Origin of the sequence: Pseudomonas sp. R1-1 (assembly GCF_051132135.1) — a bacterium.
Lineage (GTDB): Bacteria > Pseudomonadota > Gammaproteobacteria > Pseudomonadales > Pseudomonadaceae > Aquipseudomonas.
In genome coordinates this window covers 399,964-425,371 of sequence record NZ_CP071663.1, presented here as the reverse complement: position 1 = coordinate 425,371, position 25,408 = coordinate 399,964, and the positions used below count along the sequence as shown (strand labels likewise).

Sequence of the window (25,408 nt, the reverse complement as noted above, 5' to 3'; positions counted from 1 at the left end):
GGAGCGTGGGAACGATCAGATTGGAACGCGTCCCCTGTAGGAGTGAGCCTGCTCGCGATGAGGCCCTGTCAGTCGATAAAGATCTCACTTGGCAGCCACTTTCTCGGACTTGCCGTCATAGCGCTTGCGCCACTCGGTCAGGATTTCGTCGCGATTCTTCGAGGCCCAGGCAAAGTCGTTCTTGATCAGACGCTGCTCGTAATCGGCGGGCAGTTCGGTCTGCGGCTTGGCGATCCCCGGTTGGGCGAGCACGGCGAAGTTCTCTTTGTACAGATCCATCGCCTCGGCGCTGGCAGAGAAGTCAGCGAGCTTCTTCGCCGCCTCTTCGTGCGGCGTGCCTTTGATCACCGCCGTGGCTTCGATCTCCCAACCCAGGCCTTCCTTCGGCAGGATGATGTCCAGCGGCGCGCCTTGGCGCTTCAGTTGAACAGCCGGATATTCAAAGGAAATGCCGATCGGGAATTCCCCGGCGGCCGCCAGTTTGCACGGCTTGGAACCGGAGTGAACGTACTGGCCGATGTTCTGGTGCAGGCCGTCCATATACGCCCAGCCCTGCTTCTCGCCAAAGGTTTGCAGCCAGGCGCTGACGTCGAGAAAACCGGTGCCGGACGACGCCGGATTGGGCATGACGATCTTGCCTTTGTACTCAGGCTTGGTCAGGTCCTGCCAGCTTACTGGCTTGGTCAAACCCTGTTTCTCGGCCTCGACGGTGTTGAAGCAAATGGTCGCCGCCCACACGTCCATGCCGACCCAGGCTGGCGGATTGGCGGCGTCGCGGTAGTTTGCGCCGATCTTGCCGAGGTCCTTCGGCGCGTAGCTTTGCAGCATGCCTTGCTGATCGAGGATCGCCAGGCTGGAAGCGGCCAGGCCCCACACCGCGTCAGCCTGCGGTCGCGCTTTTTCGGCGAGGAGTTTGGCGGTGATGATCCCGGTGGAGTCGCGCACCCATTTGATCTCGACGTCGGGGTTGGCTTTCTCGAACGCTTCCTTGTAGGACTTCAGTTGCTCGGCTTCGAGGGCGGTGTACACCGTCAACTCGGTTTTCGCCGCGAAGGCGTTCAGGCTGAAAGAGGCGAGCACAGCAGCGGCCAAGGCCATAGGCTTGAACATGATCGGTTTCCTGTCTTTTGAGTTGAGGGCAGTTGCAATCAGTGACCGGGCGCGGTTTGCCGCCAGGCCTGGGAACGGCGCAGCAAGCCGCGCGAAGCCCACGCCAGCAGCAAGGACACGCCCGCCGAGGTGAACAGAATCAGGGTCGACATCGCCGCCGCGCCGCCGACGTTACCGGCGTCATCCATGTTCAGCACCGCGACCGCGGCGAGGATGGTGTCGGGGCTGTAGAGGAAGATCGCCGCCGACACCGTGGTCATCGCGGAGACGAACAGGTAGCGCACGATGTCCAGCAGCGCCGGCAAGCAGATCGGCACGGTCACGCGCAGGTAATGCCGATACAGCGGCGCCTTCAGCGACAGCGCCGCCGCTTCGAACTCGGCATCGAGCTGGCGCAGCGCGGTGGTCGCGGTCATTTGTGCGGTGGTCAGATAGTGCGCGATGGTGCAGACGATCAGCAGCGTCATCGTCCCGTACAGCACGTGCAGTGGGTTGCCGGTGAGGTTGAAGAAGAAAACATAACCCAGGCCAAGCACCAGCCCCGGCACTGCCATTGGCACGAAGCTGAGCATGCGCAAAGCCAGGTTGAGCCCACGCTGGGTGCGGGTTTTCTCCATCAGATAAGCGCCGGTGAAGATCAGCACGCTGCCGATCAGCGCCGTACCCAATGCCATTTTCAAACTGTTGCCGTAGGCCAGCCAGCCACCGCCAGCGGTCTCGTTGAACTGGTAATGGTTGAGCGACAGTGACAGGTTGTATGGCCAGAACTTCACCAGGGACGAGAACACCGCCATGCCGAACACCAGAATCAACGCGGCGCTGATCAACACGACAATCGCCAGATAGCAGCCGTCGCGCAGGGTCGACGGTGTCGGTTTGAACACCTGCGCGCGACCGCTCATGGAATCGCCATGCCGACGCCGCAGCCAGGCATCGACCCCGAAACTGAACAGCGCCGGCAGCAGCAACACCATGCCGATCAACGCACCGCGCCCGAATTGCTGTTGGCCGACCACGGCTTTGTAGGCTTCCAGCGCCAGCACTTGATAGTCGCCACCAACCACCACCGGCACACCGAAATCGGTGATGGTCAGGGTGAACACCAGACAGAACGCGGCGAACACCGCCTGCCGCGTCGCCGGCCAGGTGATGCTGCGAAACGCCTTGGCCGGGCTGGCGCCCATGCTAGATGCGGCGTCGAACAGGCGCGCATCGGCCAGCGACAACGCCGAGAGCAAAATCATCAGCGCATGCGGGAAGGTGTAAATCACCTCGCCGAGCACGATGCCCCAGAATCCGTAGATGTTGTCCGAGAGCAACCCACGCAGCATGCCCTGGTTACCGAACAGGTAAACCAACGCAATCCCCGGCAACATCGACGGCGCCATCAGCGGCAGCAAAGAAATGCCGCGCCAGATGCCCTTCGCAGGAATCAGCGTGCGCTGCAACGCGTAGGCAAACAGATACGCCAGCGGTACGACGATGGCCGCAACGCTGAGGGAAACCTTCAGGCTGTTGCCGAGCAGCCAGTGGAAATTCGCGCTGTTCACCAACTCTTTCGCCGCAACCCAGCCGCCGCCCTGCCCGGCCTCGCTGCTGAAGCCGCGCCAGAAGATCGCCAGCAACGGCAGCAGCACCGCGACGCCGAGCAACAGCAGCAAGAGGATTTTGCCGCCAACGACAAAAATCCGATCGCCGATTTCGGCTGTCGAAGACTGGCGCACCTGCTTGTGCGGTAGCGGCAGCGCGAGGTTGCTGTTCATCAGGCAAACACCTGCAGACTGCGCGGCGGCAAGGCGACCATGATCTGCTGGGCGCCAAGACGCGGCATGGCTTCCGGTGCCAGTTCGGCGAGCAGCGCATGGCCGGGCAATTGATCGAGTTCGAAGCTCATGCGGCAGCGGTTGCCGAGAAAGGTGATCTCGCGGACCTTGGCCGGGAACAGGTTTTCTTCGTGCACCGGCGGATTGACGTTGATCGCCTCCGGGCGGCAGAACAGTCGACCCGAGGCGCTCTGCACGCTGCCATCGGCCAGACGCAGATTCATCCCGCCGACCTGGGCATGACTGTCGCTGCTGCGCTGGAACGGCAGCCAGTTGCCCTGACCGACAAACTCGGCGACGAACGGCGTGGCCGGGCGGTTGTAGATTTCCTGCGGGGTGGCGTATTGCTCGACGCGGCCGTTGTTCATCACGGCGATGCGGTCGGCCATCAGCATGGCTTCGTCCTGATTGTGCGTGACCATCAGGGTGGTGATGCCGAGGTTGCGCTGCAGTTGGCGCAGCTCGGTGCACAGATGCTCACGAACGCGAGCGTCGAGGGCTGACATCGGTTCATCGAGCAACAGCAGCGACGGTGCCGGCGCCAGCGCGCGGGCCAGCGCAACACGCTGCTGTTGGCCGCCGGACAATTGGCCGGGGTACTTTTTCTCGCTGCCGCTGAGGCCGACCAGCTCGAGCATCTGCCCGACGCGGCGGCGCACTTCATCGCGACCGCTGCCGGCGAGGCCGTAGGCAATGTTCGCTTCAACGGTCAGATTGGGAAACAGCGCGTAGGACTGGAACAGAATCCCGTAGTCCCGCGCTTGCGGGGCGAGGTGCGAGACGTCGCGATCGCCGAGGTACAGCTCGCCGCTGTCCTGTTTCTCCAGCCCGGCAATGCAGCGCAGCAACGTGGTCTTGCCACAGCCCGACGGGCCGAGCAGGCACACCAGTTCACCAGCGGCGACATCAAGGGAGACGTTATCCAGCGCGGTAAACGCGCCGAAGCGCTTCTGCACGCTGCGCACTTTCATCGGCGCACCGGGATTGGTCAGGGCAGTTGCGATGGCAGGGTTCATGGACAGACCTCATCAAACGGATGAGGCCAATCCTAGGGTTGTAATGCGTCCGTCATGTGGCAGTGAGGCAAAAAGCGCCGATAGTGATATTCAGGGATTTGGGTTTGATTCTGTGTCGCCCGGGCTGACGCCATCGCTAGCAGGCTAGCTCCCACACTGGACCGTATTCACAACGCAAATCCCTTGTGGGAGCTAGCCTGCTAGCGATGGGGCCAGCACCAGCACTGAAGATCTCAGGCGGGGGACATTTCTTGCGCCAAACCAAGAAACGCCGCCGGCAATCGCGCGCCTTTGCGCTCCTTCAGGCAATACAGATACTCGGGAATCTGCGGCGCATTCTCGATACTCAGCACGCGCAACTGCGGATCGTGCGGCACCTCCTGGCGAGCGATGATGCTGATGCCGATGTTGCGCAGCACCGCCTCGCGGATCGATTCGCGGCTGCCAATCTCCAGCAACGGCCCGAAGCTCACGCCGGCGCCGGCCAGCAATTCTTCGGTCAACCGCCGCGTGGTCGAGCCGGATTCACGCATCAACAAGGTGTGTCCGGCCAGCGCCGCCAACGCCACATGCGTCTGTGTCGCCAACGGATGGTTGCGATGCACGGCCAGCACCAGCGGATCGGTGCCCAGCACCCGGCGGATCAGCCGCGCGTCATCCAGCAGCTGCGATGACGCGGCGATGTCCACCCGGTAATCCTCCAGCGCTTCGAGGACCTGCTGCGAGTTGCCGATTTCCACCGACACTTCCACCTGCGGCAAGCGCTCGCGAAAGGTCTTTACCAGATCGAGGATGTAATACGGTGCCGTCGCGGCGATGCGCAACGTGCCTTGCACCTGGCCGCTGTTGCGCAGAAAGAACTCGATATCGGCTTCCTGCTGCAACAGCGTCTTGACCATCGGCAGCAACCGCGCACCCTCGTCACTGACGCTCAAACGCCGACCCCCGCGGTAGAACAGTTCCACCGAATACTGGCTTTCCAGATTGCGGATCTGCGTGGTCACGGTCGGTTGGCTGAGGCCGAGTTTCTTCGCCGCCAGCGTGATGCTGCCCAGGCGGGCGACCATATAAAACGCTTTCAGCTCGGCACTCAGCACAACCCACCCTCATCACTTACTTGCGCAGCAGGCGCAAACCGTTGAACACCACCAACAGACTCACGCCCATGTCGGCGAACACTGCCATCCACATGGTGGCGAGCCCGGCGAAGGTTACCCCAAGAAAGATAGCCTTGATCACCAAGGCCAGGGCGATGTTCTGTTTCAGGATGCTGGCGGTATTGCGCGACAGGCTGATGAACGCCGGGATCTTGCGCAGATCGTCGTCCATCAGCGCGACATCGGCGGTTTCGATCGCAGTGTCGGTACCGGCAGCGGCCATGGCGAAACCGATCTCGGCGCGGGCCAGTGCCGGCGCGTCATTGATGCCGTCGCCGACCATGCCGACCCGGTGACCCTTTTTGTACAGATCTTCGATGGCTTGCAGTTTGTCGGTCGGCAACAGATCGCCTCGGGCTTCGTCGATACCGACCTGCGCGGCAATCGCCTCGGCCGTGTGCGCGTTGTCGCCGGTGAGCATCAGGGTTTTCACCCCGAGCTCATGCAACTGACGAATCGCCTCGCGGCTGCTTTCCTTGACCGTGTCAGCCACTGCGAACAGCGCCAGCGGGCCAGAGCTGTCGAGCAGCAGCACCACGGACTTGCCCTGCTTCTCCAGCGCGAAGAGTTTTTCTTCCAGTTGCGGCGAGCACAGGCCCAGTTCTTCAACCAGACGATGGTTGCCCAAGTGATAGGTCTGGCCATTGATCTGGCCTTTGACGCCACGCCCGCCGAGCGCTTCGAAGTTATCCACAACCGGCGCGGCGAAGTTTTTATCCACAGCGGCATTGGCGATGGCCAGCGATACCGGGTGATCGGAGCGCCCGGCCAAGGCGGCTGCGATGGCCGGCGCGGTGCTCTCGGCGGTTGCCTCCAGGCACAGGTAATCGGTCTGGACCGGTTTGCCGTGGGTGATCGTCCCGGTTTTATCCAGCGCCAGATAATCGAGCTTGAAACCGCCCTCCAGGTACACGCCGCCCTTGACCAAAATGCCTTTGCGCGCCGCCGCGGCGAGGCCGCTGACGATGGTCACCGGGGTGGAAATCACCAGCGCACACGGGCACGCGACCACCAGCAGCACCAAGGCGCGATAGATCCAGTCGAACCACACGGCGCCCATGAACAGCGGCGGAATGATCGCCACGGCCAGGGCAAACACAAACACCGCCGGGGTGTAGATTTTCGAGAATTGATCGACGAAGCGCTGGGTCGGCGCACGCGCGCCCTGGGCCTGTTCTACGGCGTGGATGATCCGCGCCAGGGTCGAGTTGTTCGCCGCCGCGCTGACCGTGTATTCCAGCGAACCGGCCTGGTTGATGGTGCCGGCGAAGACTTTATCGCCGACGGTTTTTTCCACCGGCAGGCTTTCACCGGTGATCGGTGCCTGATCAATGGTCGAGCTGCCGCTGATCACCTCACCGTCCAGCGCGATACGCTCGCCCGGCTTCACCCGCACGCGGGCACCGAGTTCGACGCTTTTCACCTCCTGTTCGGTCCAGTTTCCGTCCGCCTGCAAGACCGTGGCTTGTTCCGGGGTCATCTGCATCAAGCCACTGATCGCATTGCGCGCCCGGTCCAGCGAGCGTGCTTCGATCAGCTCGGCAACGGTGAACAGGAACATCACCATCGCCGCTTCCGGCCACTGGCCGATGAGGATCGCGCCGGTCACGGCGATGCTCATCAGTGCGTTTATGTTGAGGTTGAAGTTCTTCAGGGCAATCCAGCCCTTTTTGTAAGTGCCGAGGCCGCCGCTGAGGATCGAGACCAGCGCAATGATCGCCACTACCCACGTCGGCGCGGCATCAGTGAAGTGAATGACTTCGGCAGCCAGCGCCGCGACCCCGGACAGCGCCAGCGGCCACCCGTGTTTTTTCACCGGCGCCGGAGCCGGCGCTTCGACGCCCGCCTCAAGCGGCTCGGCGTGCATGCCAATCGACTTGATCGCGTCCACGATCGGTGCCGTGTCCGCCAGGTTGTGGGTGACGCCGAGCACGCGGTTGATCAGGTTGAATTCCAACTGCTGGATGCCCGCCAGTTTGCCCAGCTTGTTCTGGATCAGCGTCTGTTCGGTCGGGCAGTCCATCGCCTCGATGCGGAAACTGCTCAGGCGCGCATCGGCGTTGGTCGTTTCGCTCAGTTGCACCAGCGTAGGCGCAGCCGCTTTCGACGAGCAGCAGGCATCTACGTGCGCATGAGCTGGCGCAGGCGTTGCGACTTTCGACCCGCAGCAGGAATCGCCGCCGTGCTCATGTTTGTGCACAGGCTGCAATTTATGGCTGTGATCGTGGCCGTCGCCGGGCTTGTGGGTGTGCAGGGAATCGCTCATTGGTCGCGTCCATGAAGGTGCCTGTTGCCAAGTAAAGACCCTGTAGCCACTATAGGGTCAAGCACCCTTTTTGGAGATGGCCTTCATGAAAATCGGCGAACTGGCGAAACTCACCGACTGCGCGGTGGAAACCATCCGTTACTACGAACGCGAAAACCTCCTGCCGGAACCGGCTCGCAGCGACGGCAACTACCGCGTCTACACCCAGGCCCACGCCGAACGCCTGACGTTCATCCGCAACTGTCGCACCCTCGACATGACCCTCGAAGAAATCCGCAGCCTGCTCGCCCTGCGCGACAGCCCGCAGGACCAGTGCGAAAGCGTCAATGCACTGATCGACGAACACATTCAGCATGTGAAGGCGCGGATTGATGGGTTGCTGGCGTTGCAGACGCAACTGCTCGACCTGCGCCAACGCTGTGGCGAAGGGCCGGAGGCGGATCAATGCGGGATCTTGCAGCGGCTGGAGGTGAGTGGCGGGGTTGTTGCGACCGAGGTCGAACACTCCCACGTGGGCCGTAGCCACGGCCATTAAGAACGCCACAAAACACTGTGGGAGCTAGCCTGCTAGCGATAGCGGACTGTCAGTCAACATCTCTGTCGAGTCTGATGGCCCTATCGCTAGCAGGCTAGCTCCCACAGGTGTGTTGCGGTGGCGACTAGACCGCCATCGGCGCGGTCATCGGCGGATGGTGCTCGTAGCCTTCCAGCGAGAAATCACTCGGCTCGACCCGCTCCAGCCACTCCGGCTGGTACACGCCAGTCTTGGCAAACTCCGGCACGCGATCGGAGATCTTCAGTTTCGGCATGGCGAACGGCTCGCGCTTGAGCTGTTCGTTGAGCATGTCCAGATGGTTCTCGTAGACGTGCGCATCACCGATGAAATAGGTGAACCAGCGCGGCGTGTAGCCGGTCAGGCGACCGATCAGGCTCAGCAGCGCGGCACCTTCGGTGAGGTTGAACGGTGTGCCCAGGCCCAGATCATTCGAACGGATGTAGAGGGTCAGAGAAATCTCTCTGGTCTCGACATTCGGGTGGAACTGGTACAGCAGATGGCACGGCGGCAGGGCCATTTCATCGAGCTGAGCGACGTTCCAGCCGTGGAACAGAATGCGACGGCTGCCCGGATCCTTGATGATCGTGTCGACGCACTGGCGCACCTGGTCGATGGCTTTGTACAGCACCACGTAGGCCTGGCCGTCTTCTTCGCCCTGGGCGATCTGCTTGTAGCCGTTGCTCAGGGTTTGTTCGATGGCGGCAGTGTTGCTCAGCGGGATCTGCTTGTAGGCCGGCCATTTGCGCCATTGCACGCCGTAGATTTCGCCGAGGTCGTCGTCACCCTGACGGAACGGGTTGGCCAGCCACTGCGCATTTTCGTTGGCGTTCTGGTCCCAGACCTTGCAGCCCAGCGCACGAAACTCGGCAGCGTTGTTCACGCCACGGAGGAAGCCGCACATCTCGCCGATGGCCGACTTGAAGGCCATTTTGCGCGTGGTGATCGCCGGGAAGCCTTCCTGCAGATCGAAACGCAGCATCGCCCCCGGGAAACTGATGGTGTTGATGCCGGTGCGGTTGGCCTGCTTGGTGCCGTTCTGGATGACGTGCGAGACCAGTTCGAGATATTGCTTCATGAGTTACCTGTGTCCTTTGAGCCCCGGCGTCGCGCGCCGGGGTTCGTAGTTTAAGCCGTCGGGGCGAGCGGCGCTGCCGGGGCGCGACGATAGGCCAGCCAGATCAGGAACAGCCCGCCGATGATCATCGGCACGCACAGCACCTGGCCCATGGTCAGCCAGTTCCAGGCCAAGTAGCCCAGTTGGGCATCCGGCACGCGCACGAACTCGACGATGAAACGGAAGATGCCATAGAACAGCGCGAACATGCCCGACACTGCCATGGTTGGCCGCGGTTTGCGCGAGAACAGCCAGAGAATCAGGAACAGCGCCACGCCTTCGAGAGCGAACTGATACAGCTGCGAGGGGTGACGCGGCAGTTGCGCCGGGTCGCTGAACGGCGGGAACACCATCGCCCATGGCACGTCGGTGGCCTTGCCCCACAGCTCGGCGTTGATGAAGTTGCCGATGCGCCCGGCGCCCAGACCGATAGGCACCATCGGTGCAACGAAGTCCATCAGTTGGAAAAACGATTTGCCGTTGCGCTTGCCGAACCACAGGGCCGCGAGCATTACGCCGATGAAGCCGCCGTGGAACGACATGCCGCCCTTCCACACTTCGAAGATCAGCGTCGGGTTGGCCAGATAAGCGCTCAGGTCGTAGAACAGCACGTAACCCAAGCGCCCGCCGATGATCACCCCCATCGAGAGCCAGAACACCAGATCGGAAAGTTTCTCCTTGGTCCACGTCGGGTCGAAACGGTTGAGCCGGCGCGACGCCAGCAGCCACGCGCCGCCGATGCCGATCAGGTACATCAGACCGTACCAGTGGATTTTCAGCGGACCGATGGCCAAGGCCACCGGGTCGATCTGCGGGTAAGGCAGCATTGCGACTCCTCGTAAGAGTGAAACCAGAATTCCCGGGCGACGCTGCCACCACAGGATTAAGCCAGGATTTTTACAGCAGGAAGCTCAACCCGACGCTGAACAGCAAAGCGGCGAACAGCCGTTTCAGCAAGCGCGGCGACAACCTGTGCGCCAGACGCGCGCCGAGACGGGCGAAGACCATGCTGGTCAGGGCAATGCCCAACAGCGCCGGCAAATACACAAAACCGAGACTATGCGGTGGCAACAACGGATCGTGCCACCCCAGAATCATGAAACTTGCCGCACTGGCCAGAGCGATCGGCAGACCACAGGCCGACGACGTCGCCACGGCCTGCTGCATCGGCACGCTGCGCCAGGTCAGAAACGGCACGGTCAGCGATCCGCCACCGATACCGAAAATCGCCGAGGCCCAGCCAATCACCGTGCCAGCGGCGGTCAGACCGAGTTTACCCGGCACCGTTCGGCTGGCCTTGGGTTTGACGTCCAGCGCCAGTTGCACGGAGACCAGCAGGGCGAACACACCAATGATCTTTTGCAGGTTCGGCCCGGAAATCGCCTCGGCCGTCAGTGCACCGAAACCGGCGCCGAGCAGAATGCCGACGGTCATCCACAGGAAGATCGGCCAGCGCACCGCGCCCCGGCGATGATGTTCACGCACGGCGTTGACCGAGGTGAAGATGATCGTCGCCAGCGACGTGCCGACCGCCAGATGCGTGAGGATCGACTGATCGAAACCCTGCAGGGTGAAACTGAACACCAGCACCGGGACGATAATGATCCCGCCGCCGACGCCAAACAGCCCGGCCAGCACGCCCGCACAGGCGCCCAGCGCCAGATAGAGCAGAAATTCCACGAGCGTCTCCCCGGACCGCATCCGCAAAACAGGAGCGGCATGGTAACGGATGCACACCCTTTGGCTCCACTGGCGATGGATGCACGGACGCCGGATGCGTAGAGTGAGCAAAAATCACACAAGGACCACCTTATGTGCCTGATTGTTTTTGCCTGGCGCCCGGGCCATGCCCAGCCGCTGATCGTCGCGGCCAACCGCGACGAGTTCTACGCTCGGCCGAGCCTGCCACTGGCGCCGTGGCCCGAAGCGCCGCAGGTCCACGCCGGACGAGACCTGGAGGCCGGCGGCACCTGGTTGGGGATTGGCGGCAACGGGCGCTTTGCCGCGCTGACCAACATTCGCGACCCACAACAGCCGCCGGCGCTGAAGTCGCGCGGGGAACTGGTGGCGCGGTTTCTCAGTGGCAATACATCGATTGATGATTATTTGAGCGATGTGGTTGGCCGCGCCGGGGAATATGCCGGGTTCAACTTGCTGCTCGGCAACAGTCATGAGCTGTGGCACTTCAATGCGCGAGCGTCCGAGCCGGTGATGTTGGTTCCTGGGGTTTACGGACTGTCCAATGCCGGGCTGGATACGCCGTGGCCGAAACTGCTCAAGGCCAAAGCGGCGCTGAACGCGGTGCTGGACGATCCGCAGCCGGAGCGATTGCTGGGGTTATTGAGTGATGCGCAGACGCCGCCCGAAGCCGAGCTGCCGGATACCGGGGTGGGGATGGCGACTGAAGCGCTGCTGTCGAGTGTGTTTATCGCCAGCCAGAGTTACGGGACGCGGGCGAGTACGGCGCTGGTGGTGCAGGCAGATGGGACGCGGCGGATGGTGGAGCGCAGTTTTGGGCCGTATGGGGGGCATTTGGGCGAAGTTGAGATTTGCGTTTAGTTCAAAAGCTTACCCTCACCCCCCGCCCTCTCCCAAAGGGAGAGGGAGCCGACCGAGGTGTCGTGAGTTGTGCATAGACCTGAAAGACCAAGTCGATTATGGATTCGGCGAAGCACTTTCTGGTCGACGGAGTTCTGCAGCAACCCCCAATCAGTCCCCTCTCCCTCGGGGAGAGGGCTAGTGAGGGGCTTTTGATCTTGAGACAGTTCAGAGCGCTTTGTTAACCACCGGCGCATTCATCTTCGCCAACCCAAGATTCTTCAGCGCCAATTGCAACGAGCTGTGGATCACTTGCGGGTTATCGATGGTCATCAACTCAGCCAACAACTCCTGCGCCTTGCTCAGATTGACCTGACGCAGCATCCACTTGACCTTCGGCAAGTTGGTGGCGTTCATCGACAGGCTGTCGAACCCCATCGCCATCAACAGCACCGCCGCCGCCGGATCGCCGGCCATCTCGCCGCAGATACTCACCGGCTTGCCTTCGGCATGCGCGTCACGCACCACGGTTTGCAAGGCTTGCAGTACCGCCGGGTGCAGGTAGTCGTAAAGATCGGCCACGCGCGGGTTGTTGCGGTCGACCGCCAGCAGGTACTGGGTCAGGTCGTTGGAACCGACCGAGAGGAAGTCGACCATCCGCGCCAGCTCTTTGGTCTGGTAGACCGCGGCGGGGATTTCGATCATCACGCCGATCGGTGGCATCGGCACGTCGGTGCCTTCGTCGCGCACTTCGCCCCAGGCCCGGTGAATCAGGTGCAGGGCTTCTTCGAGTTCATGGGTGCCGGAGATCATTGGCAGCAGAATCCGCAGGTTGTTCAGGCCTTCGCTGGCCTTGAGCATCGCACGGGTCTGCACCAGGAAGATTTCCGGGTGGTCGAGGGTGACGCGAATGCCGCGCCAGCCGAGGAACGGGTTGTCTTCCTTGATCGGGAAGTACGACAGCGACTTGTCGCCACCGATGTCGAGGCTGCGCATGGTCACCGGTTGCGGATGGAACGCGGCGAGCTGCTCACGGTAGATCGCCAGTTGTTCCTTCTCGCTCGGGAAGCGCTGGTTGATCATGAACGGCACTTCGGTGCGGTACAGGCCAACGCCTTCGGCGCCGCGCTTCTGCGCCCGCGCCACGTCCGCCAGCAGGCCGGTGTTGACCCACAGCGGCATGCGGTGGCCGTCGAGGGTCACGCACGGCAGGTCGCGCAGGGCATCGAGGCCCAGCGCCAGTTGTTTCTCTTCTTCGACGATTTCCGCGAACTGCTTGCGCAGCACTTCGCTCGGGTTGGTGTAGACCTCGCCGCGAACGCCGTCGACGATCATTTCGATGCCGTCGACCTTGGCGTACGGCAGATCGACCAGACCCATTACCGTCGGAATGCCCATGGCCCGGGCGAGAATCGCGACGTGGGAGTTACCCGAACCGAGTACCGACACCAGACCGACCAGCGTGCCTTCCGGCACTTCGCCGAGCATCGCCGGGGTCAGCTCTTCACTGACCAGAATGGTTTTTTCCGGGTAGACCAGGTTCTGCTGACGCTCTTCCTGCAGGTAAGCCAGCAGGCGGCGGCCAAGGTCTTTGACGTCCGAGGCGCGCTCACGCAGGTAGGCGTCGTCCATCAGTTCGAAACGGTTGACGTGATCGGTGACCACCTGACGCAGCGCGCCCTGCGCCCACTGGCCAGTCTTGATCACGGTGGTGACTTCGCTGCCCAGCGAGGCATCGTCGAGCATCATGAGGTAGACGTCGAACAGCGCCCGTTCTTCCGGGCGCAACTGGGTCGCGAGCTTGGCCGACAACGTGCGCATGTCGGCACGCACGCCTTCGATGGCGGTCTTGAACAGCGCCAGCTCGGCGTCGATGTCGGTGATGGTCTTGTCCGGCACCACGTCGAGATCGGCCGGCGGCAGCATGACCACCGCGGTACCGACCGCCGCGCCCGGCGAGCCCGGCACGCCGACGAACTTGGCTTCCTGAATGCCCTTGCCCTGCCGGCCCAGGCCGCGGATCGAACCGGTGGCCTCGGCGTGGGCGATCACCCCGGCGAGCTGCGCGCTCATGGTCACGAGGAAGGCTTCTTCGCCCTCGTCGAACTGACGGCGTTCTTTTTGCTGGATGACCAGCACGCCAACGACGCGGCGGTGGTGAATGATCGGCGCGCCGAGGAACGAGGCATAGCGCTCTTCACCGGTTTCGGCGAAGTAGCGGTAGCGCGGGTGATCCGCGGCGTTCTCGAGATTCAGGGGTTCTTCACGCGTGCCGACCAGACCGACCAGACCTTCGTTGGGTGCCATGCTGACCTTGCCGATCGAGCGCTTGTTCAAGCCCTCGGTGGCCATCAGGACAAAGCGGTTGGTCTCGGGATCAAGCAGGTAGACCGAGCAGACCTGGCTGCCCATGGCCTCTTTGACGCGCAACACAATAATCCCCAACGCCGCCTTGAGATCCTTGGCGGAGTTAACTTCCTGGACGATCTTGCGCAGCGTATTGAGCATGGCTCGGGGTCGAACTCCGTCGTCAGTCGCGCGCTAAAAGGCGCGGGGCAAGCTCTTTGAGAGCGCGTCGATACACCTCGCGCTTGAATGTCACCACCTGGCCCAACGGATACCAATAGCTGACCCAGCGCCAGCCATCGAATTCCGGTTTACCGGTCAAATCCATCCGCACCCGCTGCTCGTTGGAGATCAGGCGCAGGAGAAACCATTTCTGCTTCTGGCCGATGCACAGCGGTTGGCTGTGGGTACGCACCAGGCGTTGCGGCAAACGATAGCGCAACCAGCCTCGGGTACAGGCCAGTATTTCAACATCTTCACGTTCCAGGCCAACTTCTTCGTTCAGCTCGCGGTACAAGGCGTCTTCCGGCGTCTCTTCAGGGTTGATTCCCCCTTGCGGAAACTGCCAGGCGTCCTGATTGATACGGCGAGCCCATAGCACCTGGCCGGCGTCATTCGTCAGAATGATCCCGACATTGGGACGGAAACCATCGGGGTCGATCACGGCAACAACCTCGCAAACGCATGTCGTCGCATTGTTCCACAAAGGTTGATCAGGCGGCAACGAAGCTTCCCAGCTTATGTGCACTCTTGTGAAAAGACCGTATTCTTGTGGCCTTTTTACTGACTTTTCAGCGGGTAACTGCAATGCGCCTGGCTCTATTCGATTTGGACAACACCCTTCTGGGCGGCGACAGCGATCACGCTTGGGGCGACTATCTGTGCGAGCGCGGCTTCCTCGACCCGATCGCCTACAAGGCGCGCAACGACGAGTTCTATCAGGATTACCTGGCCGGCAAGCTGGACAACGCGGCGTATCTGAATTTCTGCCTGGAGATTCTCGGCCGCACCGAAATGGCCGTGCTCGACGCCTGGCACAGCGATTACATGCGCGACTGCATCGAGCCGATCATGCTGCCCAAGGCGCTGGAACTGCTGAAACAACACCGCGACGCCGGCGACAAACTGGTGATCATCACCGCGACCAACCGCTTCGTCACCGCCCCGATTGCCGTGCGCCTGGGCGTGGAAACCCTGATCGCCACCGAATGCGAAATGATCGACGGCCGCTACAGCGGGCGCAGCACCGACATTCCGTGCTTCCGTGAAGGCAAGGTGACGCGCTTGAATCGTTGGCTGGAAGAAACCGGTTACTCGCTGGAAGGCAGCTATTTCTACAGCGATTCGATGAATGACTTGCCGCTGCTGGAGCAGGTGGCGAATCCGGTGGCGGTTGATCCGGACCCGAATCTGCGCGCCGAGGCCGAGAAGCGTGGTTGGCCGGTGATTTCGTTGCGCGGCTGATATTGCTATCGCGAGCAGGCTCACTCCTACATGTGGAATGCGTTCCCTTGCAGGAGCGAGCCTGCTCGCGATCGGGGCGACACGGTCTCAAGCCCTAAACAGGCTTGGCCCCCATCAACGCCGCAATGGCCAGAAATCCAACGCCGCTGACAATCGCCAGTGCCAGACTGAATGTGCGGTTGCCCACCCCGGTAATCCAAAGCCGATCCAGTCGTACCAGCAGCCAGACCGCACTGAACGTGGCCACGGCATAGATCACGCTGGAGCCCAGAATCCACAATTGCCCCAGTGGCCAGCCAGTCAGGTGCACCAGCCACCAGCCGGTGAATGGCATGCTGAGAATACCCAGCAGCATCAGACACCAGAGAAACAGCCAGGGCCGCCGCATCGTCGTGGCCGGGCCTTCGCTGCGATTACGCCAGGTCAGGACGGCGAGCACCAGCCCGCTCGCGAGGATGACCACGGTCGCCACGACGTGAAGGACCTTCAGGGTTGTCAGGGTTTCCATGCAATTCTCTTCCTTGGGCGATGCCCTTCAGCGTAGCCGCTCAGCCGAGAAACAGCTGATAGGCCGGGTTCTCGCTTTCATCCCAGTACGGGTAACCGATTTCCGCCAATGCCGCTGGCACCAGATGCCGCTCGTCATGGGGCACCTGCAGCCCCGCGACCACACGGCCGTCGGCGGCGCCGTGGTTGCGGTAGTGGAACATCGAAATGTTCCAGCGCCCGCCCAGCTTGTTGAGGAAGTTGAACAGCGCTCCCGGGCGTTCCGGGAATTCGAAGCGGAACACCATTTCATCGATGACGTGCGCGGCATGCCCGCCGACCATGTGACGAATGTGCAACTTGGCCAGTTCGTTGTCGGTCAGGTCGACCACCGGGAAACCCTGCTCGGTCAGGCTCGCCAGCAGTGCGCTGCGCGGGTCGTTGTCCGGGTGCGTCTGTACGCCAACGAAGATGTGCGCCTCGCTACCGGTGTTGTAGCGGTAGTTGAATTCGGTGATCTGGCGTTTGCCGACGGCTTCGCAGAACGCCTTGAAGCTGCCGGCCTTCTCGGGAATGGTCACAGCGATGATCGCTTCGCGGCCTTCACCCAGCTCGGCGCGTTCGGCGACATGGCGCAGGCGGTCGAAGTTGACGTTGGCGCCAGAGTCGATGGCGACAAAGGTCTGCCCGCTGACTCCGCGCTGCTCAACGTATTTCTTGATCCCTGCCACGCCCAGCGCGCCGGCAGGTTCAGTGATCGAGCGGGTATCGTCGTAGATATCCTTGATCGCCGCGCAGATCTCGTCGGTGCTGACGGTGATCACTTCATCGACGTAGTCTTTGCAGATTTCAAAGGTGTACTGACCAATCTGCGCCACCGCCACGCCGTCGGCAAAGATGCCCACGGTCGGCAGAACCACGCGCTCGCCCGCCGCCATCGCCGCTTGCAGGCAATTGGAATCGTCCGGTTCGACACCGATGACCTTGATGTCCGGGCGCAGGTATTTCACGTAGGCCGCAATGCCGGCAATCAGACCGCCGCCGCCCACCGGGACGAAGATCGCGTCCAGCGGCTGTGGGTGCTGACGGAGGATTTCCATCGCCACGGTGCCTTGCCCGGCAATGGTGTGCGGATCGTCGTACGGATGGATGTAGACGTAGCCTTTCTCGTCGACCAGTTTCAGCGAGTAAGCCAGCGCCTCCGGGAACGAATCCCCGTGCAGCACTACTTTGCCGCCGCGCGACCGCACGCCCTCGACCTTGATCTCCGGAGTGGTCTTGGGCATGACGATGGTGGCTTTGACACCCAGCACTTTTGCCGCCAGCGCCAGCCCTTGCGCATGGTTGCCCGCCGACGCGGTGACCACACCGCGGGCGCGCTCTTCGTCGCTCAGTTGCGTCAACTTGTTGTAGGCCCCGCGAATCTTGAACGAGAACACCGGCTGCAAGTCTTCACGCTTGAGCCAGATGTCATTGCCCAGCCGCTCGGAGAGCTGACGGGCGTTGTGCAGCGGGGTTTCTACGGCAACGTCATAAACGCGCGAGGTGAGGATCTTTTTGACGTACTGTTCAAGCATCGGAAAGCATCACTGAGCGGTTGGGCGGGACCCGGGAGTCTAACCCGGCTTTTGCCGATGCGACCACACGAATCCAGAGGTTTTAGCCACGCTTGCGGCTATAATGCCGGCCTTTCTGCCCACCCCTTGCCCGCTTCGGAGCCCGCATGACCCAGGATCAACTCAAACAGGCCGTGGCCCAGGCCGCCGTCGACTTCATCCTGCCGAAACTCGACGACAAGAGCATCGTCGGCGTCGGCACCGGCTCCACCGCCAACTGCTTCATCAATGCCCTGGCCCAGCACAAGGGCGCTTTCGATGGTGCCGTTGCCAGCTCCGAAGCCACTGCCGCGCGCCTCAAGGGCCACGGCATTCCGGTGTATGAGCTGAACACCGTCAGCGACCTGGAATTCTACGTCGACGGCGCCGATGAAAGCGACGCACACCTGAACCTGATCAAGGGCGGCGGCGCCGCCCTGACCCGCGAGAAGATCGTCGCGGCCGTGGCCAAGACCTTCATCTGCATCGCCGACGCCAGCAAACTGGTGCCGGTGCTCGGTGAATTCCCGCTGCCGGTCGAAGTGATCCCGATGGCCCGCAGCCACGTGGCGCGCCAACTGGTGAAACTCGGCGGCGACCCGGTGTACCGCGAAGGTGTGCTGACCGATAACGGCAACATCATCCTCGATGTATTCAACCTGCAGATCACCAACCCGGTCGAGCTGGAAGCGCAGATCAACGCGATCGTTGGCGTTGTCACCAACGGCCTTTTCGCAGCGCGCCCGGCGGACTTGTTGTTGCTTGGGACTAGCGAAGGTGTGAAAACTCTCAAGGCTGAATAAAGAGCTTGAAGGCGCCGAAATAACCTGTAGGAGTGAGCCTGCTCGCGATAGCGGTCTGTCAGTCGATATTGAGGTCGACTGACAGACCGCTATCGCGAGCAGGCTCACTCCTACAATGTTTTTGCGGTGTTCGTTAGTTTGGCGAAGGTTTCTTGAACACGTAAAACAAATTCGGCTCACTCACCAGATATAAAGTCCCCTCATCATCCATCGCAATGCCTTCAGCCTGTGGCACGGTTTTCTGCAAACCCTGGCGACCACCGCTGATGGACATGGTGCTCAGCGGCCGCCCGTCGACGTCCAGCTCCAGAATCAGTCGCGACTCATCCGACAACGCCAGCAAATGGCCGCTGCGTTCGTCGTATTGCAGGCTCGACAGATCGCGCACAAACATCCCGGCATCGCGTTTCGGGTTGTTGATCACATGTACAGCGTAGGATTTTTCCGGATTGAAATGCGGGAAGCCGTGCACCTCATAGATCAGCATCGGGTTACGCTCTTTGGCGACGAACAGACGCTTGCCCACCGAATCGTAGGCCAGCCCTTCGAAGCCCTTGTTGCTGGCCATGTGCACACCGAGGGTCATTTGCTCGGCATCGTCGGCGTCGAGAAACGTGGTGTCGGCATCGAGGTGCACCTTGATCAGGCGCTGCTGGCGCTCGTCGGTAATCACGTAGGTGTCGGCGCTGATGAACTCGACGGCTTCCGGGTCGCCGAAGCCGACCAGGGCGATACGCCGCAGAATCTGGCCTTGCAGCGACAGCTCGATCAGCTCCGAGTTTTTGTTGGTGACCGTGAACAGGCTCTTGCGCACCGGATCGTAGGTCAGCGCTGACACGTCATCGTCCAGGCCTTCGATTACCCGCGCTTCGATGTCCACGCGATATTGGTCCAGACCGATGGCCTCGCCACTCAGCGGCTGCCACAACGTATGCAGGTTGAACCACGCGCGCTCGAACAGGCGCATGTATTGGCCGATACCAATCAACGCGATCAGGGCGATCACCGAGAGGAAAATAACCAGAGGCTTGGGGTGGGCAAGTCGACGCATTCGGATGGGCTCGGGAGCAGAACAGGCGGATGAAATATCACGCCTGTCTGAACTGAAGCTTAATGGCCACTTGCCTTCGAGGACAACCGCAGAAGTCTGCAATTGTCGTAGGCAAAGTTACCGCTGCTTTTCGAAGCGATAGAACAGGTTCGGCTCGCTGACGATATACAGCGTGCCCGCCTCGTCCATGGTCACGCCTTCGGCGCGGGGGATGGTGTCCTTGAGGCCATTGAAGCCACCGAGCAGAGTCATGAAGCTGACTTGCCCACCCTTTTCATCGAGCTCCAGCAGCAGGTGCGAATCGGCGGACAGCAACAAGGTGTGACCGGTGCGCGGATCAATCTCCAGCGCGGAAAGATTGCGTATATCCAGTTCATCGCTGGTCAGCTTTTGTTTGTCGCCTTTGAGTGTCTGGCTGCCATCGCTTTTCCAGGTGAACAGCGCCGGCGGCCGCTCCTCGCCCAGCAGCAACTGCTGGTTGCGCGCATCCCAGGTAATTGCCTCGAAGGCCTTGTTCTGGTCTTTCGACGGGCCGAGGTCATATCTAGGGAAATCAGCGATGTTCAGTTCGCGGGTGTTGGCGTCGACCTTGACGATCGACAGCGTGTGCTGACGCTCATCGACAATCGCCATCAGGCCGTTTTCCATCACGGTCAGGCCTTCCGGATTGCTCCAGCCCACCAGCGGCATCTTGCGCAGCACCTCGCCTTGCAGGCTCAGCTCAACCAGAAACGGATTTTTGCCCATCACCGAGAACAGGGTTTTGCTCTGCGGGTTGTAGGAAAGGTCCGAGGCTTCGTCCTTTTCCATGCCCGGCAGCGGCTTGGCATCGATCACCACGTGGTAATCCGGCAGCCAGATGCTCTCCTTCTGCTCGGCCTTGCTCTCGAATCGCTCGAGTACCCATAAAGCGCCGCGATCATCCCAGTGCATGGCGAACGCCAGCGCATAAGCGGCGGCCAGCGCGAGCAGCAACCAGACGTACCAGCGCAGGGCGAAACGCGGGCGGCGGGGAGTTTTGAGCTGAGTTTGAGATGACATCGAAGGACGCGTTCCGAAAATTCAGGCTATGGGTAATAGCACAAAGAGGCCGGCTCAGACGCCAGAATGCGCGGAATTATCCGTACAGGATGTGAAAAAAACGGCAAATGGCGGGATTGCCGTGCACTGCCAGCCATTTTCAAAACACCACAAACCCCTGTGGGAGCTAGCCTGCTAGCGATGGCGGTGTGTCAGGCCAGGCAGTATTGACTGACAGAGCGCAATCGCTAGCAGGCTAGCTCCCACAAGTTGTTTTGCGGTGTGGCGGTTAGCGCACGCTGCTCTCAAAGCGGCTCGCGCCCACCAGTTCGAGGACGATGTCGTCGCCAACGTTCAGCGGGCCGACGCCCACGGGCGTACCGGTCAGGATCACGTCACCGGCCTGCAGCGAGAAGCAGCCGGCCATGTGCTGGATCATCGGCACGATCGGGTTGAGCATGGCGCTGCTGTTGCCGTCCTGGCGCACTTCGCCGTTGATGGTCAGGCGGATGCCGATGTCGGTCAGGTCGGGGAAGGTGCTGCCGACCACAAACGGCGCCAGCACCGCCGCGCCGTCGAACGACTTGGCAATTTCCCACGGCAGGCCCTTGGCTTTCAGTTCGGCCTGCTTGTCGCGCAGGGTCAGGTCCAGCGCCGGGGCGAAACCGGAAATCGCATCGAGCACTTCTTCGCGGCTCGGTCTGGTCGACAGCGGCTTGCCAATCAGCACGGCGATTTCCGCCTCGTAGTGCACCGAACCGCGCTCGGTGGGAATGCTGAAACCGCCTTCCAGCGGCACCACGCAACTGCCCGGTTTGATGAACAGCAGCGGCTCGGTCGGGACCGGGTTGTCCAGTTCCTTCGCGTGCTCGGCGTAATTACGGCCAATGCACACGACTTTCCCGATCGGGAAGTGGATGCGCGTGCCGTCGACATACTGGTGCTGATAGCTCATTTACCGACTCCTGCGTTCATTGATTCATCAGAGATTGCTGATCAAACCGCGAAAATCTTGCCCGGGTTCATGATGCCGTTCGGGTCGAACACCGCTTTGACCGCTTTCATGTACTCGATCTCGGCCGGCGAACGGCTGTAGGTCAGGTAATCACGCTTGGTCATGCCGACGCCGTGCTCGGCGGAAATCGAACCGTTGTACTTCTCGACGGTTTCGAACACCCACTTGTTGACCGTGGCGCACTTGGCGAAGAACTCGTCCTTGCTCAGGTTATCCGGCTTGAGGATGTTCAGGTGCAGGTTGCCGTCGCCGATGTGGCCGAACCAGACGATCTCGAAATCCGGATAGTGCTCGCCGACGATCGCGTCGATTTCCTGCAGGAATGCCGGCACTTTCGAAACGGTGACCGAGATGTCGTTCTTGTACGGCGTCCAGTGCGAGATGGTTTCGGAAATGTACTCGCGCAGCTTCCACAGGTTGTGCAACTGGGTTTCGCTCTGGCTCATCACGCCATCGAGGACCCAGCCCTGTTCGACGCAGTGTTCGAAGGTTTCCAGCGCGCTGTTGGCCACTTCTTCAGTGGTCGCCTCGAATTCGAGCAGGGCGTAGAACGGGCAGTCGGTGTCGAACGGCGCCGGCACATCGCCACGGCCCATGACTTTGGCCAGGGCCTTGTCGGAGAAGAATTCGAAGGCAGTCAGGTCGAGCTTGCCCTGGAAGGCGTGCAACACCGGCATGATCGAATCGAAATCGGCAGTGCCGAGGACCATGGCGGTGAGGTTTTTCGGTGCGCGATCCAGGCGCATGGTCGCTTCGACGACGAAACCCAGGGTGCCTTCGGCGCCGATGAACAACTGGCGCAGATCGTAACCGGTGGCGTTCTTGATCAGGTCCTTGTTCAGCTCGAGCACGTCGCCCTTGCCGGTGACGACTTTCATGCCGGCGACCCAGTTACGGGTCATGCCGTAGCGAATCACTTTGATCCCGCCGGCATTGGTGCCGATGTTGCCGCCAATCTGGCTGGAACCCGCCGAAGCGAAGTCGACCGGGTAGTACAGGCCGTTTTCTTCGGCGACGTTCTGCAAATGCTCGGTGACCACGCCCGGCTGACACACGGCGGTGCGATCCGTGAGGTTCACGTCGAGAATCTGATTCATGTAATCGAACGAGACCACCACCTCGCCGTTGGCCGCGACTGCGGCGGCGGAGAGCCCGGTGCGCCCGCCCGATGGCACCAGCGCAACCTTGTGCGTATTGGCCCAGCGCACCACGGCCTGCACCTGCTCGATGGTCTTGGGAAACACGATGGCACTCGGCGCCGGGGCGAAGTGCTTGGTCCAATCCTTGCCGTACGTATTCAGGGAGTCGGCGTCGGTCAGGACCTTGCCGGGCTCGACCAGGGTCTTCAGTTCATCAATCAGCGCAGGATTGGTCATCGACAGAACTCTCGAACAATTCATGGTCATCCTGAGAACGCTTCACGTCGCAGGAATGAGTGTTTAGCGGGGTGGCTATGCTAGCATACCGACCCCGCAGGACAGTGCCCAAGGCCAGATCCGCGGTGACGGCTTTGTTGCCGTGCGGGTCAGCTCCAGGCTGCTCCCTCCCTGCCATTTTTCTCCGGGATACAGGTTTACGCAGATGAGCAAGACTTCTCTCGATAAGAGCAAGATCAAGTTCCTTCTTCTCGAAGGCGTCCACCAATCGGCTGTCGACGTCCTCAAGGCGGCGGGCTACACCAGCATCGAGTACCACACCAGTTCTCTGCCGGATGCCCAGCTCAAGGAAAAGATCGCTGACGCTCACTTCATCGGCATTCGTTCGCGCACGCAACTGACCGAAGAGATCTTCGATCACGCGAAGAAGCTGGTCGCGGTCGGCTGTTTCTGCATCGGCACCAACCAGGTTGACCTGGGCGCAGCCCGCGAGCGCGGCATCGCCGTGTTCAACGCGCCGTACTCCAACACCCGCTCGGTCGCCGAGCTGGTATTGGCCGAAGCGATCCTGCTGCTGCGCGGCATCCCGGAGAAAAACGCTTCCTGCCACCGTGGCGGCTGGATCAAGTCCGCGGCCAACTCCTTCGAGATCCGTGGCAAGAAGCTGGGCATCGTCGGCTACGGCTCGATCGGCACGCAATTGTCGGTTCTGGCCGAAGGCCTGGGCATGCAGGTGTTCTTCTATGACACCGTGACCAAGCTGCCGCTGGGCAACGCTACGCAGGTCAACAACCTGCACGAGCTGCTGGGCATGTCCGACATCGTCACCCTGCACGTTCCGGAAACCGCTGCTACCCAGTGGATGATCGGCGAGAAGGAAATCCGCGCCATCAAGAAGGGCGGCATCCTGATCAACGCCGCGCGCGGCACCGTGGTCGAGCTCGACCACCTGGCGGCAGCGATCAAGGACAAGCACCTGATCGGCGCGGCCATCGACGTGTTCCCGGTCGAGCCGCGTTCCAACGACGAAGAGTTCGAAAGCCCGCTGCGTGGCCTCGACAACGTGATCCTGACTCCGCACATTGGTGGCTCGACCGCCGAAGCGCAAGCCAACATCGGTCTGGAAGTGGCGGAAAAACTGGTCAAGTACAGCGACAACGGTACGTCGGTATCGTCGGTCAACTTCCCGGAAGTGGCCCTGCCGGCTCACCCGGGCAAGCACCGTCTGCTGCACATCCACGAGAACATCCCGGGCGTGATGAGCGAGATCAACAAGGTCTTCGCCGAAAACGGTATCAACATCTCCGGTCAGTTCCTGCAGACCAACGAGAAGGTCGGCTACGTGGTGATCGACGTCGACGCCGAATACTCGGAGCTGGCGCAAGAAAAGCTGCAACACGTCAACGGTACTATCCGTAGCCGCGTGCTGTTCTAAAGCAGCGTTCGCAGCAAACAAAAAGGGAGCCCCGCAGGGCTCCCTTTTTTTTTATTTCACATTGACGGTGATTTTTTCGGAAACGATCGACGGGTCGAACGGCATGTGGCCGCTGTCACCAAGAATCAGCTGCAAAGTATGTTTGCCAGGGGCCAGTTTGATCGTGGCTTCGGTCTGCGCCTTGCCGAAATGCATGTGGTGAGCATCCGTCGGAATCGGCGCACCTTCGGCCGGCAGGTCGTCGACGTCGATCAGAAGATGGTGGTGGCCGGTGTTCCTGGTGACGTCCCCGGCAGGTGCCAACGCGATGTTCTTGACGCCGAACTTGACCTTGAATTCCTGAGAAACCGTGGCCCCGTCTTCGGGAGAAACGATGAACACTTCAGCATCCTTCGGCGCCGGCGTCGCCGCACTGGCCAGCACCGAAACACCCATCAGCACACCGGCCAACGCTGCACGTGACATAAAGCTTTTCATTTTCTTCTCCAGTTTTTCCGTAAAATCCGCACGGTCATGACAACTTCATGACCATTCGTTGTCGAAGGCACTCGACAACCATAGCAAAGCGAGCCTGAATCAGAGCATCGCGATAATGATTTCAAAGGAGTGACCATGCGCTTTCTGCCTGGCCTGATCTGCCTGCTACCCCTTCTGAGCCCGCTGGCTCACGCCGAACTGATTGATGACGTCAACGACCGTGGCGAGCTGCGCATAGCCCTTGAGGCTAATACACCGCCCTTCAATTACAAGGAAGGCGACACCCTGACAGGGTTCGAGGTCGAGCTTGGGCAACTTCTGGCCAAAGAGCTGGATGTGCGCGCTGACTTCATCGTCACCGACGAGGGCGATCTGCTCCAGGGCGTTGAAAGCGGCAAGTACGACGTCGCGCTGAATCACATAGCACTGACACCCGAACTCAAGGATCGTTTCGACTTCAGCGCGCCGTACGGCAAGGTCGACGGGCAGTTGCTGGCGAAGAAGGATGAGACGCCGCGGCCAATGGTACTGGTGCAGGCGTTGAACGCAGAGCAGCCAAAGGCTGTTGAACCGGTGGAGCTGGCGATTCCGTTTCAGAAGGGTAATCCGGCGTTTCAGGCCAGTTTGCAAAGTGCACTGGACCGGATCAAGGCGGATGGGCGTTTGGCGGCGCTTTCGCAGAAGTGGCTCACCGCAAAGGACACTGACAATCCGAAGTGAGCAAAACCTGTGGGAGCTAGCCTGCTAGCGATAGCGGTTG

At 61.2% G+C, this 25,408-nt stretch carries 23 protein-coding genes; 6 read left to right on the top strand and 17 right to left on the bottom strand.

Features of this window, described 5'->3' with window-relative positions; all coding sequences use genetic code 11:
- Positions 1-84: 84 nt before the first annotated feature.
- The 5 genes from J3P75_RS01945 to J3P75_RS01925 form a co-directional block, all read right to left on the bottom strand.
- Entirely contained in the window at positions 85-1,110 is a 1,026-nt protein-coding gene (locus J3P75_RS01945) for a putative 2-aminoethylphosphonate ABC transporter substrate-binding protein (protein WP_093097383.1), read from the bottom strand.
- 38 nt (positions 1,111-1,148) lie between these two features.
- Complete coding sequence (locus J3P75_RS01940) at positions 1,149-2,873, bottom strand: putative 2-aminoethylphosphonate ABC transporter permease subunit (RefSeq protein ID WP_434709144.1); 1,725 nt, start codon at positions 2,871-2,873, stop codon at positions 1,149-1,151.
- Positions 2,873-3,949 carry a putative 2-aminoethylphosphonate ABC transporter ATP-binding protein gene (locus tag J3P75_RS01935; RefSeq protein ID WP_434709143.1) on the bottom strand — a complete coding sequence of 359 codons (1,077 nt, stop codon included), beginning with the start codon at positions 3,947-3,949 and terminating at the stop codon, positions 2,873-2,875. Before J3P75_RS01935 ends, J3P75_RS01940 begins: the two co-directional genes overlap by 1 nt.
- Positions 3,950-4,182: 233 nt before the next feature.
- The gene (locus J3P75_RS01930; protein ID WP_434709142.1) at positions 4,183-5,046 is read right to left on the bottom strand and encodes a LysR family transcriptional regulator; all 864 of its coding nucleotides are present in this window, start codon (positions 5,044-5,046) and stop codon (positions 4,183-4,185) included.
- Positions 5,047-5,062: 16 nt separating this feature from the next.
- Positions 5,063-7,372 (bottom strand): heavy metal translocating P-type ATPase, encoded by a 2,310-nt coding sequence (locus tag J3P75_RS01925; protein ID WP_434709141.1) that lies wholly within the window; start codon positions 7,370-7,372, stop codon positions 5,063-5,065.
- An 85-nt stretch (positions 7,373-7,457) separates the two neighbouring features.
- Between J3P75_RS01925 and cadR the strand changes: the two genes are divergently transcribed.
- Entirely contained in the window at positions 7,458-7,907 is a 450-nt protein-coding gene (cadR, locus tag J3P75_RS01920) for a Cd(II)/Pb(II)-responsive transcriptional regulator (protein ID WP_016772685.1), read from the top strand.
- Between the two features lie 124 nt (positions 7,908-8,031).
- On the opposite strand, the gene J3P75_RS01915 is transcribed toward cadR, so the two are convergent.
- The 3 genes from J3P75_RS01915 to J3P75_RS01905 all read right to left on the bottom strand — a co-directional run bounded on the left by J3P75_RS01915 (position 8,032) and on the right by J3P75_RS01905 (position 10,722).
- Positions 8,032-9,003, bottom strand: a complete 972-nt coding sequence (locus J3P75_RS01915) for a thymidylate synthase (RefSeq protein WP_434709140.1) — start codon at positions 9,001-9,003, stop codon at positions 8,032-8,034.
- A gap of 50 nt (positions 9,004-9,053) precedes the next feature.
- Positions 9,054-9,869 carry a prolipoprotein diacylglyceryl transferase gene (gene lgt / locus J3P75_RS01910; protein WP_434709138.1) on the bottom strand — a complete coding sequence of 272 codons (816 nt, stop codon included), beginning with the start codon at positions 9,867-9,869 and terminating at the stop codon, positions 9,054-9,056.
- A gap of 70 nt (positions 9,870-9,939) precedes the next feature.
- Positions 9,940-10,722 carry a sulfite exporter TauE/SafE family protein gene (locus J3P75_RS01905; protein WP_203419886.1) on the bottom strand — a complete coding sequence of 261 codons (783 nt, stop codon included), beginning with the start codon at positions 10,720-10,722 and terminating at the stop codon, positions 9,940-9,942.
- A 132-nt stretch (positions 10,723-10,854) separates the two neighbouring features.
- On the opposite strand from J3P75_RS01905, the gene J3P75_RS01900 reads away from it, so the two are divergent.
- Positions 10,855-11,601, top strand: coding sequence for an NRDE family protein (locus tag J3P75_RS01900; protein WP_434709137.1), 747 nt, complete (start codon positions 10,855-10,857; stop codon positions 11,599-11,601).
- A gap of 207 nt (positions 11,602-11,808) precedes the next feature.
- On the opposite strand, the gene ptsP is transcribed toward J3P75_RS01900, so the two are convergent.
- Together ptsP and J3P75_RS01890 are read right to left on the bottom strand one after the other, a co-directional pair.
- The gene (gene ptsP, locus J3P75_RS01895; RefSeq protein ID WP_203419888.1) at positions 11,809-14,088 is read right to left on the bottom strand and encodes a phosphoenolpyruvate--protein phosphotransferase; all 2,280 of its coding nucleotides are present in this window, start codon (positions 14,086-14,088) and stop codon (positions 11,809-11,811) included.
- 22 nt (positions 14,089-14,110) lie between these two features.
- Complete coding sequence (locus J3P75_RS01890) at positions 14,111-14,590, bottom strand: RNA pyrophosphohydrolase (protein ID WP_003229203.1); 480 nt, start codon at positions 14,588-14,590, stop codon at positions 14,111-14,113.
- Between the two features lie 143 nt (positions 14,591-14,733).
- On the opposite strand from J3P75_RS01890, the gene J3P75_RS01885 reads away from it, so the two are divergent.
- Positions 14,734-15,390, top strand: a complete 657-nt coding sequence (locus J3P75_RS01885) for an HAD family hydrolase (RefSeq protein WP_090287246.1) — start codon at positions 14,734-14,736, stop codon at positions 15,388-15,390.
- A 94-nt stretch (positions 15,391-15,484) separates the two neighbouring features.
- Here the strand turns inward: J3P75_RS01885 and J3P75_RS01880 are convergent, their stop codons facing one another.
- A complete protein-coding gene (locus tag J3P75_RS01880) occupies positions 15,485-15,898 on the bottom strand; it encodes a DUF2269 family protein (protein ID WP_434709136.1) in 414 nt (137 codons plus the stop codon).
- A 40-nt stretch (positions 15,899-15,938) separates the two neighbouring features.
- Complete coding sequence (gene ilvA, locus J3P75_RS01875; protein ID WP_203419890.1) at positions 15,939-17,453, bottom strand: threonine ammonia-lyase, biosynthetic; 1,515 nt, start codon at positions 17,451-17,453, stop codon at positions 15,939-15,941.
- A 146-nt stretch (positions 17,454-17,599) separates the two neighbouring features.
- Here ilvA and rpiA point away from each other — a divergent pair, with 146 nt between their 5' ends.
- Positions 17,600-18,274, top strand: a complete 675-nt coding sequence (gene rpiA, locus J3P75_RS01870) for a ribose-5-phosphate isomerase RpiA (RefSeq protein ID WP_434709134.1) — start codon at positions 17,600-17,602, stop codon at positions 18,272-18,274.
- Between the two features lie 133 nt (positions 18,275-18,407).
- Here rpiA and J3P75_RS01865 read toward each other — a convergent pair whose 3' ends face one another.
- The 4 genes from J3P75_RS01865 to J3P75_RS01850 form a co-directional block, all read right to left on the bottom strand.
- A complete protein-coding gene (locus J3P75_RS01865; protein WP_434709133.1) occupies positions 18,408-19,325 on the bottom strand; it encodes an SdiA-regulated domain-containing protein in 918 nt (305 codons plus the stop codon).
- A gap of 117 nt (positions 19,326-19,442) precedes the next feature.
- Positions 19,443-20,366: an SdiA-regulated domain-containing protein gene (locus J3P75_RS01860; protein ID WP_434709132.1), complete on the bottom strand. Its 924-nt coding sequence runs from the start codon at positions 20,364-20,366 to the stop codon at positions 19,443-19,445.
- A 268-nt stretch (positions 20,367-20,634) separates the two neighbouring features.
- Positions 20,635-21,300, bottom strand: a complete 666-nt coding sequence (locus J3P75_RS01855; RefSeq protein ID WP_093097355.1) for a fumarylacetoacetate hydrolase family protein — start codon at positions 21,298-21,300, stop codon at positions 20,635-20,637.
- A gap of 41 nt (positions 21,301-21,341) precedes the next feature.
- A complete protein-coding gene (locus tag J3P75_RS01850; RefSeq protein WP_434709131.1) occupies positions 21,342-22,736 on the bottom strand; it encodes an FAD-binding oxidoreductase in 1,395 nt (464 codons plus the stop codon).
- 205 nt (positions 22,737-22,941) lie between these two features.
- Between J3P75_RS01850 and serA the strand changes: the two genes are divergently transcribed.
- On the top strand, positions 22,942-24,171 hold the full coding sequence (serA, locus tag J3P75_RS01845; protein WP_090287262.1) for a phosphoglycerate dehydrogenase: 1,230 nt from the start codon (positions 22,942-22,944) through the stop codon (positions 24,169-24,171).
- A gap of 51 nt (positions 24,172-24,222) precedes the next feature.
- Here the strand turns inward: serA and J3P75_RS01840 are convergent, their stop codons facing one another.
- The gene (locus J3P75_RS01840) at positions 24,223-24,648 is read right to left on the bottom strand and encodes a DUF4399 domain-containing protein (protein ID WP_434709130.1); all 426 of its coding nucleotides are present in this window, start codon (positions 24,646-24,648) and stop codon (positions 24,223-24,225) included.
- A gap of 135 nt (positions 24,649-24,783) precedes the next feature.
- Here J3P75_RS01840 and J3P75_RS01835 point away from each other — a divergent pair, with 135 nt between their 5' ends.
- Positions 24,784-25,368 carry a transporter substrate-binding domain-containing protein gene (locus J3P75_RS01835; protein ID WP_434709129.1) on the top strand — a complete coding sequence of 195 codons (585 nt, stop codon included), beginning with the start codon at positions 24,784-24,786 and terminating at the stop codon, positions 25,366-25,368.
- The last annotated feature ends 40 nt before the right edge of the window (positions 25,369-25,408 follow it).

What these genes read in the sequence shown, in the direction of transcription:
- J3P75_RS01935 (WP_434709143.1), bottom strand. Translation starts at nt 3,949, where the DNA reads ATGAACCCTGCCATCGCAACTGCCCTGACCAATCCCGGTGCGCCGATG.
- rpiA (WP_434709134.1), top strand. Translation starts at nt 17,600, where the DNA reads ATGACCCAGGATCAACTCAAACAGGCCGTGGCCCAGGCCGCCGTCGAC.
- lgt (WP_434709138.1), bottom strand. Translation starts at nt 9,869, where the DNA reads ATGCTGCCTTACCCGCAGATCGACCCGGTGGCCTTGGCCATCGGTCCG.
- J3P75_RS01865 (WP_434709133.1), bottom strand. Translation starts at nt 19,325, where the DNA reads ATGCGTCGACTTGCCCACCCCAAGCCTCTGGTTATTTTCCTCTCGGTG.
- ilvA (WP_203419890.1), bottom strand. Translation starts at nt 17,453, where the DNA reads ATGCTTGAACAGTACGTCAAAAAGATCCTCACCTCGCGCGTTTATGAC.
- J3P75_RS01915 (WP_434709140.1), bottom strand. Translation starts at nt 9,003, where the DNA reads ATGAAGCAATATCTCGAACTGGTCTCGCACGTCATCCAGAACGGCACC.
- J3P75_RS01885 (WP_090287246.1), top strand. Translation starts at nt 14,734, where the DNA reads ATGCGCCTGGCTCTATTCGATTTGGACAACACCCTTCTGGGCGGCGAC.
- J3P75_RS01850 (WP_434709131.1), bottom strand. Translation starts at nt 22,736, where the DNA reads ATGACCAATCCTGCGCTGATTGATGAACTGAAGACCCTGGTCGAGCCC.
- J3P75_RS01900 (WP_434709137.1), top strand. Translation starts at nt 10,855, where the DNA reads ATGTGCCTGATTGTTTTTGCCTGGCGCCCGGGCCATGCCCAGCCGCTG.
- J3P75_RS01925 (WP_434709141.1), bottom strand. Translation starts at nt 7,372, where the DNA reads ATGAGCGATTCCCTGCACACCCACAAGCCCGGCGACGGCCACGATCAC.
- J3P75_RS01840 (WP_434709130.1), bottom strand. Translation starts at nt 24,648, where the DNA reads ATGAAAAGCTTTATGTCACGTGCAGCGTTGGCCGGTGTGCTGATGGGT.
- J3P75_RS01855 (WP_093097355.1), bottom strand. Translation starts at nt 21,300, where the DNA reads ATGAGCTATCAGCACCAGTATGTCGACGGCACGCGCATCCACTTCCCG.
- cadR (WP_016772685.1), top strand. Translation starts at nt 7,458, where the DNA reads ATGAAAATCGGCGAACTGGCGAAACTCACCGACTGCGCGGTGGAAACC.
- J3P75_RS01835 (WP_434709129.1), top strand. Translation starts at nt 24,784, where the DNA reads ATGCGCTTTCTGCCTGGCCTGATCTGCCTGCTACCCCTTCTGAGCCCG.
- ptsP (WP_203419888.1), bottom strand. Translation starts at nt 14,088, where the DNA reads ATGCTCAATACGCTGCGCAAGATCGTCCAGGAAGTTAACTCCGCCAAG.
- serA (WP_090287262.1), top strand. Translation starts at nt 22,942, where the DNA reads ATGAGCAAGACTTCTCTCGATAAGAGCAAGATCAAGTTCCTTCTTCTC.
- J3P75_RS01880 (WP_434709136.1), bottom strand. Translation starts at nt 15,898, where the DNA reads ATGGAAACCCTGACAACCCTGAAGGTCCTTCACGTCGTGGCGACCGTG.
- J3P75_RS01945 (WP_093097383.1), bottom strand. Translation starts at nt 1,110, where the DNA reads ATGTTCAAGCCTATGGCCTTGGCCGCTGCTGTGCTCGCCTCTTTCAGC.
- J3P75_RS01860 (WP_434709132.1), bottom strand. Translation starts at nt 20,366, where the DNA reads ATGTCATCTCAAACTCAGCTCAAAACTCCCCGCCGCCCGCGTTTCGCC.
- J3P75_RS01940 (WP_434709144.1), bottom strand. Translation starts at nt 2,873, where the DNA reads ATGAACAGCAACCTCGCGCTGCCGCTACCGCACAAGCAGGTGCGCCAG.